This is a genomic window from Streptomyces sp. PT12 (assembly GCF_003311645.1).
Lineage (GTDB): Bacteria > Actinomycetota > Actinomycetes > Streptomycetales > Streptomycetaceae > Streptomyces.
Map to the genome: position 1 here is coordinate 48,301 of NZ_QEST01000131.1, position 13,717 is coordinate 62,017.

Annotated in this window: 11 protein-coding genes and 2 riboswitches; of the genes, 10 read left to right on the forward strand and 1 reads right to left on the reverse strand. The window is 76.2% G+C overall.

Going from position 1 to position 13,717, the window contains the following annotated elements; all coding sequences use genetic code 11:
- The first annotated feature begins 99 nt into the window (after positions 1 to 99).
- The 6 genes from DEH69_RS14980 to DEH69_RS15005 all read left to right on the forward strand — a co-directional run bounded on the left by DEH69_RS14980 (position 100) and on the right by DEH69_RS15005 (position 6,036).
- On the forward strand, positions 100 to 660 hold the full coding sequence (locus tag DEH69_RS14980) for a TetR family transcriptional regulator (RefSeq protein WP_113687465.1): 561 nt from the start codon (positions 100 to 102) through the stop codon (positions 658 to 660).
- Between the two features lie 265 nt (positions 661 to 925).
- Entirely contained in the window at positions 926 to 1,795 is an 870-nt protein-coding gene (locus DEH69_RS14985; protein WP_113687466.1) for an alcohol dehydrogenase catalytic domain-containing protein, read from the forward strand.
- A 147-nt stretch (positions 1,796 to 1,942) separates the two neighbouring features.
- A riboswitch (cobalamin riboswitch) is annotated at positions 1,943 to 2,128 on the forward strand.
- A gap of 56 nt (positions 2,129 to 2,184) precedes the next feature.
- Positions 2,185 to 3,063, forward strand: coding sequence for a hypothetical protein (locus DEH69_RS14990; protein ID WP_220131266.1), 879 nt, complete (start codon positions 2,185 to 2,187; stop codon positions 3,061 to 3,063).
- Positions 3,060 to 3,725 carry a precorrin-8X methylmutase gene (locus DEH69_RS14995; RefSeq protein ID WP_113687468.1) on the forward strand — a complete coding sequence of 222 codons (666 nt, stop codon included), beginning with the start codon at positions 3,060 to 3,062 and terminating at the stop codon, positions 3,723 to 3,725. Before DEH69_RS14990 ends, DEH69_RS14995 begins: the two co-directional genes overlap by 4 nt.
- The gene (locus DEH69_RS15000; protein WP_113687469.1) at positions 3,722 to 5,251 is read left to right on the forward strand and encodes a precorrin-2 C(20)-methyltransferase; all 1,530 of its coding nucleotides are present in this window, start codon (positions 3,722 to 3,724) and stop codon (positions 5,249 to 5,251) included. The genes DEH69_RS14995 and DEH69_RS15000 overlap by 4 nt, the downstream gene beginning before the upstream one ends.
- Complete coding sequence (locus tag DEH69_RS15005) at positions 5,248 to 6,036, forward strand: cobalt-precorrin-4/precorrin-4 C(11)-methyltransferase (RefSeq protein ID WP_220131267.1); 789 nt, start codon at positions 5,248 to 5,250, stop codon at positions 6,034 to 6,036. Before DEH69_RS15000 ends, DEH69_RS15005 begins: the two co-directional genes overlap by 4 nt.
- Here DEH69_RS15005 and cbiE read toward each other — a convergent pair.
- Positions 6,020 to 7,267, reverse strand: coding sequence for a precorrin-6y C5,15-methyltransferase (decarboxylating) subunit CbiE (gene cbiE, locus DEH69_RS15010; RefSeq protein WP_113687471.1), 1,248 nt, complete (start codon positions 7,265 to 7,267; stop codon positions 6,020 to 6,022). The genes DEH69_RS15005 and cbiE overlap by 17 nt on opposite strands.
- Before the next feature lie 17 nt (positions 7,268 to 7,284).
- A riboswitch (cobalamin riboswitch) is annotated at positions 7,285 to 7,466 on the forward strand.
- A 26-nt stretch (positions 7,467 to 7,492) separates the two neighbouring features.
- Between cbiE and DEH69_RS15015 the strand changes: the two genes are divergently transcribed.
- Genes DEH69_RS15015 through DEH69_RS15030 form a run of 4 tightly spaced genes read left to right on the forward strand, consistent with a single transcriptional unit; the run spans position 7,493 to position 13,710 of the window.
- Complete coding sequence (locus DEH69_RS15015; protein WP_113687472.1) at positions 7,493 to 9,586, forward strand: VWA domain-containing protein; 2,094 nt, start codon at positions 7,493 to 7,495, stop codon at positions 9,584 to 9,586.
- The gene (gene cobO, locus DEH69_RS15020; RefSeq protein WP_113687473.1) at positions 9,586 to 10,200 is read left to right on the forward strand and encodes a cob(I)yrinic acid a,c-diamide adenosyltransferase; all 615 of its coding nucleotides are present in this window, start codon (positions 9,586 to 9,588) and stop codon (positions 10,198 to 10,200) included. Before DEH69_RS15015 ends, cobO begins: the two co-directional genes overlap by 1 nt.
- Before the next feature lie 28 nt (positions 10,201 to 10,228).
- Entirely contained in the window at positions 10,229 to 12,754 is a 2,526-nt protein-coding gene (locus DEH69_RS33465) for a cobyrinate a,c-diamide synthase (protein WP_220131268.1), read from the forward strand.
- On the forward strand, positions 12,751 to 13,710 hold the full coding sequence (locus tag DEH69_RS15030) for a cobalamin biosynthesis protein (RefSeq protein WP_113687474.1): 960 nt from the start codon (positions 12,751 to 12,753) through the stop codon (positions 13,708 to 13,710). The genes DEH69_RS33465 and DEH69_RS15030 overlap by 4 nt, the downstream gene beginning before the upstream one ends.
- The last annotated feature ends 7 nt before the right edge of the window (positions 13,711 to 13,717 follow it).

A 13,717-nucleotide genomic window follows, 5' to 3' on the forward strand; every position in this document is an offset into this window, starting at 1 on the left:
CCCCGTACTCCGCGAACGCGCGACGTTAGACTCCTCCACGTGTCGCAGGAGCCGGGGCGGCGGGGGAGGGGGCGTCCTCGCGCCAGTACGCGCGAGGACGTGGAGTCGGCGGCCCTCGCGCTGATGCGGCGCGACGGCTACGAGAACGTCACCGTCGCCTCGATCGTCTCCGCCGCGGGCATCAGCAGGACCACCTTCTTCCGCTACTTCGGCTCGAAGCCCGGGGTCATCTGGTACGCGTTCGACACCACGATCGAACGTCTGGCCGCGGCGATCGCCGCGGCGGGCGCTGACGCCGACGCGCTCGACACGGTGCGGGCGGCCGTCGTGGAATCCACCCGGGCGGCGGTCAGGGACAGCCCGGTCTGGCTGGAGCGGTTCCAACTCCTGGATACAGTCCCCGAGTTGCAGGCGGAGTCCCACCGGCACTGGGAGCGGTGGAAGCGCGTCATCGCCGAGCACATCGCGGGGCACCTGGGCGGCGCGCCGGACGCGGTGATCCCGCTGGCGGTCGCGGGCGCGTTCCACAGCGGCTTCGTCGCCCAGCTTCGCGCCTGGCGCGGCGATCGGGACCGTGACGCCTTCATCGCTCACCTCGACCGGGACATGGGGCGCGTTGCCGCCCTGCTCCGTCCGCTGCCCTCCGCGGATCCTGACTGAGCTCCCGACCCGGCGCGCATGTCCTGCCCGCCCCCGTGACCGGGGGGCTTCGGCCTGCCTCCCACCTCGCCCTGTGTGGTGCCTCGCGCCGGACATGTGTGCCGGACATATTTGTAGGACGGAGTACCATAAATCTCTGGGCGCAGGTGAGGCACCGGCACGCGCGGAGGAGGGCATCGGGGGGCCGCGGGTCCGCTCGTTCGACGCCCTCTCGCGGACACCCGCGACACCGGCACCACCAGACAAGGACGAAAGGCACCACCCCATGAAGGCATGGCAGTTCACCGGCGTCGACGAGCCGCTGCGTCTGGTCGACCTGGCGGATCCCCGGCCCGGCCCCGACGAGATCGTGGTGGACGTGAAGGCGGCGGGTCTGTGCCACAGTGACGTCAGCTTCGTGGACGGCACCATCACCGCGCTCCTCGGATCCGTCCCCATCGTCCTCGGCCATGAGACCGCGGGCATCGTCTCCGCGATCGGCAGCGACGTGGACTCCTTCGCCATCGGTGACCGCGTCGGCATCCCCGCCACGACGGAGGGCCCCGGCACCGCCGTCGACGGCGGATTCGCCGAGAAGGTGCGCGTCGAAGAACGGCTTGTCGTCCGCATCCCCGACGCGGTCAGCTTCGAGCAGGCCGCACCGGCCACCGACGCGGCGCGCACCGCCTACCGGGCCGTGCGGACCTTCGGCCGCGTCGATGAGGGGATGAAGGTCGGCGTCATCGGCTTCGGCGGGCTGGGCTCACTCGGCGCGCAGATCGCTCGGGCCTTCGGCGCGCAGGTGTACGTGGCCGAGATCAACGAAGCCGTCCGGCCGAACATCCAGGACTTCGGACCGGCGGGCATGTCCGCCGACATCCGTGACTTCGAGGACGCCAAGCTCGACGTGATCATCGACTTCGCCGGATTCGGCACCACCACGGCCTCCGCCATCGACGCCGTCCGCCACGGCGGCCGGGTCGTGCAGATCGGCATGGCCCGCGAGTCCGCGACCCTGTCGATGCAGAAGATCATCCTCAAGGAGATCACCCTGGTCGGGGCCTCCAACGGGGAGAAGGCCGAGTGCGAGGCCGTGCTCGACCTCATCGCCCAGGGCAAGATCCGCTCCACGATCACGCCGATCGCCTTCGAGTAGATCCCCGAATACCTCGGCAAGCTCCGCGACGGCCAGATCGACGGACGCGCCGTCGCCGTGACCCCCTGAGGCCCGGTGCCGGTCGGCGAACGCCGTCGCGGCGTGCCATGGGTGGGAAGGCCCCCTTGCCGCGCGCGCGTGGTCGCGTCGTAGGCTGGTCCGGCCAGTCGAGCTCCCCCGTGGAGTCAGGGAACCCGGTGAGAGTCCGGGACTGACGCGCAGCGGTGAGGGGGACGGGCGCGGCGACATGCCACTGGAGCGAGCCGTTCCGGGAAGGCGCCGCGCACCGGATGATCCCGAGTCCGAAGACCTGCTGGCCCTAGCGGCGACCGCCGCCAGGTCAACCGCGGGCCCCGCGTATGTGCCCCTGACCTCGAAGGACCGTGTCAGTGCCGACCTCTCACGCCGTGCGCGACCGCCGTGACCGGTGCCCCGGCGCGCTGCGTCCCTGGCCCGCCGACGACGGGCTGCTCGTCCGCCTGCGGCTGGTCGGCGGCAGGCTTCCCGCCCGCGGCCTGCGGGCGCTGCTGGCGCTCTGCGAACGCTGGGGCGACGGGCGGATCCACCTCACCTCGCGCGCCAACGTCCAGGTGCGCGGGCTGCCTTCGCACGGCTCGGGCGGCCCGGGCGGCGGCGGGCTCGCCCCCGAGGTGCTTGCGGCGTTCGAGGCGACCGGGCTGCTGCCGTCGCGGTCGCACGAGCTGGTGCGCAACATCATGGTCTCGCCGGGGACCGGAATCGCCGGTGGGCGGGCGGACCTGCGCGGCGTGGCGGCCGCGCTCGACGCCGCGCTGCTCGCCCGCGCCAGGACCGCCCAGCTGCCTGGCCGCTTCCTCTTCGCGCTCGACGACGGCCGCGGCGATCTCGTCGACAGGCCCTGCGACCTGGGGCTCGTGGCGTTGAACGGCACGACGGCGCAGCTGAGGATCGGCGAAGGGCTCGGCCCCGTGACGCCCCTGGGCGACGCCGTGGGCGCGCTCACCGGCCTCGCCCTCGCCTTCCTGCGCGCCAGGGGCGAGGGACCGGCCGCGCCGTGGCACGTGCGCGAGCTGGCCGTTCCCCTGGCCGCGCCGGTGCCGCCGGACCCGGGGCTGCCGCCCGCGACCGCGCCCCTGCCCTACGGCGACGTCCCCGCAGGGCGGCACGTCGAGATCCCCGGCGGCACGCTGACCCGCGCCCTGGCCGACGAACTGCTCGCCACCGGCCTCGACCTCGTCGTCACGCCCTGGCACGGCGTCCTGATACCCGCCGCCGAGGTCCCGCGATGAGCGTGCTCGGCCGCCCGCGGCGCCGCTACGACTACGTCGACAACGGCCGGGAGATCTACGCCGACTCCTTCGCGACCATCCGGCGCGAGGCCACGTTCGACGGGATTCCCGCCGACGCCGAGAGGCTCGCCGTCCGCATGATCCACGGCAGCGGCCAGGTCGACCTAGTGGACGACCTCGTCGTCCACCCCCGGCTCGTCGCGGCCGCGCGCACGGCGCTCGAAGCGGGGGCGCCGATCCTGTGCGACGCCACGATGGTCGCCGCGGGCGTCACCGCCGACCGGCTGCCCGCCCGCAACGACGTGGTCTGCGCGCTGAACGACCCGCGGGCCCGCACGCTCGCCCGCGCCTGGTCGACCACGCGGAGCGCGGCGGCGGTGTCGCTGTGGGAGCCCCGGCTCCAGGGCGCCGTCGTGGCGATAGGCAACGCCCCCACCGCGCTCTTCCACCTGCTGGAGATGCTGATCGACGGCGCGCCGAGACCGGCGGCGATCATCGGCTGCCCCGTCGGCTTCGTCGGCGCGGCCGAGTCCAAGGAGGCCCTGGCGGCCCTCGCCGCCGACCACGGCATCGACATCCCCCATGTGACCGTGCGCGGCCGCAGGGGCGGCTCGGCCATGACCTCTTCAGCCCTCAACGCCCTGGCCCGGGAGGCGGAGTGAACGACGCGAGAACGGGCCGCTTCTACGGCGTCGGCGTCGGCCCCGGCGACCCCGGGCTGATCACGCTCAAGGCCGCGCGCCTCATCGCCGCGGCCGATGTCGTCGCCTACCACTCCGGCACAGGCAAGCGGTCCAACGCCCGCCGCATCGCCGGCGACCTGATCCCCGCGACGGCCGTCGAGGAGGAGCTGGTCTACCCCGTGACCGTCGGCACCACCGACCACCCGCTCGGCTACGAAGGGGCCCTGGCCGACTTCTACGAGGACTCCGCCGCGCGGCTCGCGGCGCACCTCGACGCGGGCAGGAACGTTGTTCTGCTGGCGGAGGGCGACCCGCTGTTCTACGGCTCCTACATGTACATGCACGACCGGCTCGCCGAGCGCTACGCCGCCGAGATCGTGCCGGGCGTCCCGGCCTTCGCGGCGGCGAGCGTGACCGCGGGATCCCCCCTGGTGCGGCAGACGGACGTGCTCACCGTGCTGCCGGGTACGCTGCCCGAGGCGGAGCTCGCCCGCCGCCTCGCGGACACCGACGGCGCCGTCATCATGAAGCTGGGCCGCACCTTCCCCGCCGTTCGCCGCGCCCTGGCCACCGCGGGGCGGCTCGACCACGCGCTCTACGTCGAACGGGCCTCGATGCCGGGCGAACGCCTGCTGCCGGTCAGCGAGGTCGACCCGGAGACCGTTCCCTACTTCTCCCTCATCGTCGTCACGGGCGACAGCCGCAACGGCCCCCGCTCCCGCACCAGGGCCGCCGAGCCGCCCGCGCGGGCCGACGCCGAGCCGTCCGCGCCCGCCGAACTGCTCGTGGTCGGCCTCGGCCCGGGCCCCGACGACTGGCTCACCCCCGAGGCGGCCGCGGCGCTCGCCACGGTCGGCCACGTGGTCGGCTACCGCGCCTATGTCGACCGCGTGCCGCGGCGCGCGGGACTCGCGCGGCACGCCTCGGGGAACACCGTCGAGGCCGACCGCGCCAGGCTCGCCCTCGACCTGGCGCGGAGCGGGGAGCGCGTCGCCGTCGTCTCCGGCGGCGACGCCGGGGTCTTCGGGATGGCCGCGGCCGTCTTCGAGGTGGCCGAAGACCCCGCCTACGCCGACGTGCCCATCCGCGTCCTGCCCGGCGTCAGCGCCGTGCAGGCGGTCGCGGCGCGGGCCGGGGCGCCGATCGGCGCCGACTTCGCCGTCATCTCCCTGTCCGACCGGCTCAAGCCATGGGAGGTCGTCGAACGGCGCCTGCGCGCCGTCGCCGAGGCCGACCTGGTCCTCGCCGTCTACAACCCCGCGTCCCGCTCGCGCGCCACCCAGATCGCCGTGGCGCGGCGCGTTCTGCTCGAACACCGCAAGCCCGAGACGGTGGTCGTCGTCGGCCGTGACATCGGCCGGGCCGACGAGGCCGTCACCGTCACGACGCTGGGCGCGCTCGACCCCGCCGCCATCGACATGAGGTGCCTGGTCATCGTCGGCGCCTCCACCACCCGCGTCACCGCCTCAGGGCGGGTCCTGACGCCGAGGTGGGTCGCGTCGTGACCGTCCACTTCGTCGGCGCGGGGCCGGGCGCGGCCGATCTGCTCACGGTCCGCGCCGCCCGCCTCATCGCCGAGGCCGACCTGGTCCTCTACCCGGGCACCTACCTGGACCCCGAGGCGCTCGCCCCCTGCGCCGAGGGGGCCGAGCTGGTCGACACCCAGGGCCTCGACCTCGACCGGATCGTGGACCTCCTGGTCCGCGGGGCCGCCGCGGGCAGGCGGGTCGTCCGCCTGGTGTCGGGCGACCCCTCCCTCTACTCCGCCCTCGCCGAGCAGACCCGCAGGCTCTCCCTCGCGGGGGTGGCCTGGGACGTGACGCCCGGCGTCCCGGCGTACGCCGCCGCGGCGGCGCGCGTCGGCAGGGAGCTGACCGTTCCGCTCGTCGCCCAGTCGGTGGTCCTCACCCGCACGCGGGCGCGTTCGACGCCGATGCCCCGGAGCGAGGCGCTTGGCCGGTTCGCCGCGACCAGGGCGTCCCTCGTGCTGCACCTGGCGATCCGCCGCGTCCGCGCGCTGATGGACGAGATCGAGCCCGAGTACGGCGGCGACTGCCCCGTGGTGGTGGTCCACCGGGCAAGCCAGCCGGGGGAGTTGGTGCTGTGGGGCACCGTCGCCACCATCGCGGGCGCCGTCGAGCGGGCCGGGCTGCGCCAGGCCGCCGTCGTCCTCGTCGGGTGGGCGCTGGCCGACGGCGGCGGTGAGTCGCACCTCTACGACCGGGCGAGGGACCGCACCGGTGGCACCGACGGCCCAGGCGGCCCCGACGACGTCACGAACGGCGCGTGAAGAACCACTGGGTGACGGTCCGCGCCGGCGTCCAGCCCGTGAACGTGCCGAGCGGCGCGGCGCTCTCCACGGCCAGCCTGGACAGCTCGCCGCCGTGGAGCCGGTAGGCGTCGGCCAGCACCCGCTCCGTCTCGAGCGTCACCCCGTGCACCACAAGCCGCCCTCCGGGGCGCAGCGCGCCGAGGCACGCGTCGATGACCCCAGGCCCGCTCGCCCCGCCGCCCACGAAGACCGCGTCGGGCGCGGGAAGGCCCGCGAGCGCCTTGGGCGCCGTGCCCTCCACCACGGTGAGCGAGGGAACGCCGAGGCGCCGCGCGTTGCGCCGGATGCGCGCCGCCCGCTCCCGGCGGCTCTCGATCGCGCTGGCCCGGCACAGGGGGTGGGTGCGCAGCCATTCGATGCCGACCGACCCCGCCCCCGCGCCCACGTCCCACAGGCGCGCCCCCGGAGCCGGGGCGAGCCGCGCGAGCGCCGCCGCGCGCAGGTCGCGCCGGGTGAGCTGGCCGTCGTGCTCGTACGCCTCGTCCGGCAGCCCGGGGGCCCAACTGACGCCGGGACCGCGCAGGTCGAGCGCGAGCACGTGCAACGCCGGCACGCCGGGGGCCCGTTCGCGCAGCCAGCCGTTGGCCGTCGTCTCCGCGCGTGACTCCGTGTCCGCGCCGAGGTCGCCGAGCACCGTCATCCCGCTCTCGCCGTACCCGGCGTCGGCCAGGAGGCGCGCCACCACTCCGGGGGCGGCCCGGTCGGGGGAGAGGACCAGGACGCGGTGGCCAGGGGCGAGCGCGCGCAGCAGCAGGTGCGGGTCGCGCCCCACGAGCGTGACGACCTCGCTGCTCTCGGCCGACCAGCCCATCCTGGCCCGCGCCAGCGCCACGGAGGAGACCGCGGGCTCGATCCGCACCGCTTCGGCGCCCAGCACCTCCACCAGGGTCGTGCCGATGCCCGAGAGCATCGGGTCGCCCGAGGCGAGGGCGGCCACCGGCGCGCCGCCCGACGAGCCCAGCAGGGCGGGCAGTCCCTCCCGCAGCGGCGATGGCCACGTCTCGCGCCGCTGCCCCGGCACGGGCGGCACAAGGCCCAGGTGCCTGGCGCCGCCCAGGAGGACGCCCGCGCCGCGCACCAACGACCGCAGCCGCTCGGGCAAACCCTCCCAGCCGTCCGCGCCGATGCCGATCACCGTGATCCGCGGCCCGCCCCCCGGGCCATCGGGCACTCCCCTGGCGTCCTCCATGGGACGAGACGCTATCGTGAACGCCGAAGGCACAAGGTGCCCCAACGGCCCAGCCATCGGAAACGGCGGGGAAGGCCGGCGGGGAGAATCTGGGAAGCCGGTGAGACTCCGGCACAGGCCCGCTGCGGTGAACCGAGCCCGCTCGCAAGGAGCAGGGACCCGGCAAGTCCGAAGACCGGCCTTGCGCCCCGCACTTGACGATGGCGAAGCGAGCGGGAGCCTCACATGCCAGCGCACTACCCCTTTTCCGCGGTCCTCGGCTGTGACCCCGAACACCCCGACGGGCTCGGCGACATGGGCCTCGCGCTCATCCTCACCACCGTCTCCCCCGAGATAGGCGGCGTCCTGGTCAGGGGCGAGAAGGGCACCGCCAAGTCGACCGCGGTGCGCGCCCTCGCGGCCGTGTTGCCGCCCATCGACGTCGTGGCCGGAGACCGCTTCTCCACCGACCCGCACGACCAGGGAAGCGCCTCACCCGACGGCCCCTTCCCCGCGGACGCCCCCGTCGAGACCCGGCCCGTCCGGCTCGTCGAGCTGCCCATCGGCGCCACCGAGGACCGCGTTCTCGGCTCGCTGCACCTCGAACGCGCGCTGACGCACGGCAAGGTCGAGTACGACCCCGGGCTGCTCGCCCGAGCCCACCGGGGCGTCCTCTACGTCGACGAGGTCAACCTACTCCACGACCACCTCGTCGACCTGCTGCTCGACGCCGCCGCCATGGGCCGCGCCACCGTCGAACGGGACGGCGTCTCCGTCGAGTACGCCGCCCGGTTCGTGCTCATCGGCACGATGAACCCCGAAGAGGGCGAGCTGCGGCCGCAGTTGCTCGACAGGTTCGGGCTGACCGCCGAGATCGCGGCCCCGCGCGATCCGCGGCGGCGCGCCGAGGTGGTGCGGCGGCGCATCGCCTACGACGCCGATCCCGGCGCGTTCGCCGAGCGCTACCGAGCGGCCGACGCCGCGCTCACGGAGCGGATCGCGGCGGCGCGCCGACGGGTCGGCGAGGTCGGCCTCGGGGAGCCCGCGCTGCTCAAGATCGCCGAGGTGTGCGCCGCGTTCGAGGTCGACGGGCTGCGCGCCGACATCGTCACCGCCCGCGCCGCCGTCGCCCACGCCGCGTGGGAGGGCCGCGACGCGGTGACCCGCGCGGACATCCGCCGCGCCGCGCTCCTGACGCTGCCGCACCGCAGGCGCCGCAAGCCGTTCGACGCCCCCGGGCTCGACGAGGACCTGCTCGACCGGCTGCTCGGCGATGCCGAGCCGCCCCCGCCACCGACCGAAGGCCCTGAAGCCCCCGACGACCCCGGGCCCCAGGGCGCCCCCGAAGGCCCTGGGACGCCCGCGCCCGAGGAGGCGCCACCGCCGCACGGCGAAGCGCCCGCGCCGGAGCGCGGCACCGCCCCCGGCGATGACGCGCCCCGCGCCCCCGCGGCCCCCACCGACGCGGACGCCGACGCGGACGCCGACGTCGACCCCAGGGCCGTGCCCGCCGCGACGCCCTACCGGCCCAGGCTGCTGACCGTCCGCGGCCTCGGCGACGGCGCCGCCGGGCGCCGCAGCCGGGCGCTCGCTGGCGTCGGCACCCGGATCGGCGCACGCCCCGCCGACGGGGCGCCGGGCTCCCTCCACCTCGTCGAGACGCTGCGCGCCGCGGCCGCCGCACGGCCCGCGCGCGGACCGGCCGGGGGCCGGGTACCGCTGCGCGCCGAGGACCTGCGCCACGCCGTCCGCGAGGGCCGCGAGGCCAACCTCGTGATGTTCTGCGTCGACGCGTCCGGCTCCATGGCCGCGCGCCGACGCATGACCCAGGTCAAGACCGCGGTCCTCTCGCTCCTGCTCGACGCCTACCGGCGCAGGGACAAGGTCGGACTCGTCACATTCCGTGGGCGGACCGCCGAGCTGGCCCTGCCGCCGACCCGCTCGGTCGAGATCGCCGCCCTCCGCCTCGACGAGCTGCCGGCCGGCGGCAGGACCCCGCTGGCCGAGGGCCTTCTTCAGGCCGCGAGGACCCTGCGCCGCGAACGGCTCCGCGACCCGCGCCTTCGCCCCCTGCTGGTCGTCGTCACCGACGGCCGGGCCACGGGCGGCCCCGACGCGGTCGCCCGGTCGCGCCTGGCGGCGGAGCACGTCGCCGCGCTCGGCGTCACCTCCGTGGTCATCGACGGCGAGACGGGCCCGCTGCGGCTTGGCCTGGCCGCCGACCTCGCGCGCCGGCTCGGCGCCGAGCACCTGCCCGTCGCCGAGGTCAGCGCCGACGTGCTCGCCGGGAGCGTCCGCGACCGCACGGGCGGCCCGAGCGGCCTGAGGGGGGCGGCCTGATGCCCCGCGGGCGGCCCACGGCCGTCCCCGACGACGGCCTGACCACCCGGCAGCGGCGCCAGCGCCCCCTTCTCGCCGTCCACACCGGCGACGGCAAGGGCAAGTCGACCGCCGCCTTCGGCCTCGCGCTCCGCGGCTGGAACCAGGGCTGGCGCATCGGGGTCTTCCAGTTCGTCAAGTCCGCGAAGTGGCGCGTCGGCGAGCAGGACGTCCTCGAACGCCTCGGCAGACTGCACGACGAGACCGGCGAGGGCGGCCCCGTCGAGTGGCACAGGATGGGGTCGGGATGGTCCTGGGCCAGGAAGCGGGGCGACGCCGACGACCACGCCGCCGCCGCGGCCGAGGGATGGGCGGAGATCAAGCGCCGCCTGGCCGCGCGGACCCACGACCTGCTCGTGCTCGACGAGTTCACCTACCCCATGGCCTGGGGCTGGGTCGACGTCGACGATGTCGTCCGCACCCTGGCCGAGCGCCCTGGCCACCAGCATGTCGTCGTCACCGGGCGCGGGGCCGACCCGAGGCTGGTCGAGGCCGCCGACCTGGTCACCGACATGACCAAGGTCAAGCACCCCATGGACGCGGGGCAGAAGGGGCAGCGGGGCATCGAGTGGTGAGGCGGTCGAGTGGTGAGGCGGTCGAGCGGTGAGTCGACTGAGCGGTGAGCCAGGGGTGCCGCTGCCCCGGCTGATGGTCGCCGCCCCCTCGTCGGGACAGGGCAAGACCACCGTCGCCACCGGGCTGATGGCCGCCCTGCGGGCGGCCGGGCACGAGGTCAGCGGCCACAAGGTCGGCCCCGACTACATCGACCCCGGCTACCACGCGCTGGCCACGGGGCGCCCGGGCCGCAACCTCGATCCCCACCTCGTCGGCGAGGAACGCGTCGCCCCCCTTCTGCTGCACGGCGCCGATGGCGCCGAAGTCGCCGTGATCGAGGGCGTGATGGGGCTGCACGACGGCAGGCTCGGAACGGGTGGCTTCGCGTCGTCCGCCCACGTCGCCACGCTGACCCGCACCCCCGTCGTGCTCGTCATGGACGTCGCGGGGCAGTCCAGATCCGTCGCCGCCGCGGCGGTGGGCATGGCCGCCTTCGCCCCCGAGGTGCGCGTGGCCGGGGTCGTGCTCAACCGGGCGGGCTCCGCCCGCAACACCGCGGAGATCGAGCGGTCCCTTGAGCGTGCCGGGCTCCCCGTCCTCGGGGTCGTGCCACGCGACGACCGCCTGTCCGCGCCCTCGCGCCATCTGGGCCTCGTCCCGGTCGCCGAACGCGACGATCCGGCGCGGCTGATCGCGCGCCTCGGCGAGCGGATGGCCCGCCATCTCGACCTCGACGCGCTCCTGTCCGTCGCCCGCGCCGCCCCTCGGCTCGACGCCCGGCCCTGGCGCCCGGGCCGCGAGGTCACCGCGGTCGGCGACGCGCGCCCGGTCGTCGCCATGGCGGGCGGGCGCGCGTTCACGTTCCGGTACGCCGAGACCGAGGAGCTGCTGGCGGCGGCCGGGTGCGCGGTGGTCACCTTCGACCCGCTCACCGACAGCGCGCTCCCCCCTGGCACCCGCGGCATCTATCTCGGCGGCGGCTTCCCCGAGGTCTACGCGGCCGACCTCGCCGCCAATCGCGCCCTCCTGCGCGACCTGCGCGCCGCCGTGCTCGGCGGCGTCCCCACCGTGGCCGAGTGCGCCGGGCTGCTCTATCTCTCCGCGTCCCTCGACGGCGCCGAGCTGGCCGGGGTCCTGCCGACCGCCGCCGCCATGACCGAACGGCTCACCCTGCGTTACGCCGTCGCGACCGCGGCCGCGGACAGCGTGGTCACCCGGGCGGGGGAGCGGGTGACGGGCCATGAGTTCCACCGCACGCGGACCTCGCCCGCGGCCGGTGCCGCCCCGGCCTGGCGGATCGAGGGCGAGGCCATGGGATTCGCCTCGGCCACGTGCCACGCCTCGTATCTGCACATCCACTGGGCGGGCCACCCCCGGCTCGCGCAGCGGTTCGCCGACGCCGTCCACGCCGCGCCACCGCGTGTCACGGCCGCGCCTCCCCCCGCCGAACCGCCGGGCCCCGGCCCCGACGGCGGCCCGATGCCCGACCCGCTGCGCCACCACGGCGACAGCGAGACCGGGCCGGGGCTGCTCGACTTCGCTGTCAACGTGTACGACGGCGGGCGGCCCGAGTGGCTCGACCGGGCGCTGCGGCGCAGTCTCGCGCGGGTGGCCGACTATCCCGACCCGGCGCCCGCACGGGCCGCCATCGCCGAACGCCATGGGCGCGGCCGCCACGACGTGCTCCCCACGGCGGGCGCCGCCGAGGCGTTCACCCTGCTGGCCCGCCTGCGCGCCTGGCGGCGGCCCGTCGTCGTCCACCCCCAGTTCACCGAGCCGCATGTCGCGCTCGAACAGGCGGGCCACCGCGTCACGCCTGTACTCTGCGCTCCCGAGTGCGGGTTCGGGCTCGACCCGGCGCGGGTGCCGGAGGACGCCGACCTCGTCGTCATCGGCAACCCCACCAACCCCACGGGCGTGCTCCACCCCGCCGATCTGGTGCGCGGACTGAGGCGCGCGGGGCGCCTCGTCGTCGTGGACGAGGCGTTCATGGACGCCGTGCCGGGCGAGGCGGAGTCGCTGGTGCGGGAGCGCCTGTCGGGAGTCGCCGTGATCCGCAGCCTCACCAAGCACTGGTCCATCCCCGGCGTGCGCGCGGGGTATGTGGTCGCGCAGCCCGAGGTGATCCGCGAACTCGCCGCCCTCCAGCCGCCGTGGTCGGTCTCGACGACGGCCGTCGAGGCCATGGTCGCCACGTGTTCGGCCGCGGCGGCGGCCGAGGGCCGCGACCGGGCCCGCGCTCTCGCGCGGTGGCGCGGCGACCTCGAGGAAGGACTCCGGCGCAGGGGCTACGACGTCGTGCCCTCGTCGGCGCCGTTCGTCCTCGCCCGCCTCGGGGAGGGCACCCACGCGCTGCTGCGCGCCCGAGGTGTCGCGGTGCGGAGGGCCGACACCTTCCCCGGGCTCGGCGCCGACTGGGTCCGCGTCGCCGCCCGCCCCGCCGACCGCACGCGGCGGCTCTTCGCCGCACTCGACGCCTGTCGGCCGCACGGCCCGCACGGCCCACACGGCGCGCACGGCCCACACGGCGATGCCCCGAGCGCCCCGAGCGCCCCGAAGGAGCGCCCCGCGTGAACGACGCCCCGCACGCCCGGCTCGCCGCCGCCCGGGCCGCCGGGCTGCTGCTCGGCTTCGCCGCCGACCGGCTGTTCGGCGACCCGCGCCGCCGCCACCCGGTGGCGGGCTTCGGCGCCGCGGCCTCGGCCCTGGAGCGGCGGATGTACGCCGACAGCCGCGCCCTGGGCCTTGCCCACACCGGAACGCTTGTCGCGGGGGCCGTCCTGGCCGGCCACGCCGCGGCCCGCCTCACCCAGCGGCGCCCGCTCGCCCACGCCGCCCTCACCGCGGCCGCCACCTGGGCGGTGCTCGGCGGCCGCTCCCTCGAACGCGAGGCGCTCGCCGTCCACGCCCTTGTCGAACGCGGCGACCTGCCCGCGGCGCGGCGGCGGCTCACCCACCTGGTCGGGCGCGACACCGGAGCCCTCGACGAGCCCGGCATCGCCAGGGCCGTGGTCGAGTCCGTCGCCGAGAACACCTCGGACGCCGTCGTGGCGCCCCTGGTGTGGGGCGCGTTCGCCGGTGTCCCCGGGCTGCTCGGCCACCGCGCGGCCAACACCCTCGACGCCATGGTGGGGCACCGTTCGCCCCGGTACGCGCGGTTCGGCTGGGCCGCGGCCCGGCTCGACGACGTGCTCAACCTGCCGGGCTCGCGGCTCGGCGGCCTCCTCACCGCGGCGGCGGAGCCGTCCCGGGCGGGCCCGGCGCTCGCGGCCTGGCGCGCGGACGCCGCCGCCCACCCCAGCCCGAACGCCGGTGTCGTGGAGGCGGCCTTCGCCGGATCGCTCGGCGTCCGCCTCGGCGGCACCAACCGCTATGGCGCCAGGGTCGAGCACCGCGCGGTCCTCGGCACCGGGCGCCCCGCGGGGCGGGCCGACATCCCGCGGGCCGCCGCGCTCGCGCGCCGGGTCGGCGCCGGGGCCGCCCTGGTGGCGGCCGGTGTCGCCCTGGCCCGCGCGGGCCGCCGCCGTTGACGCGCTG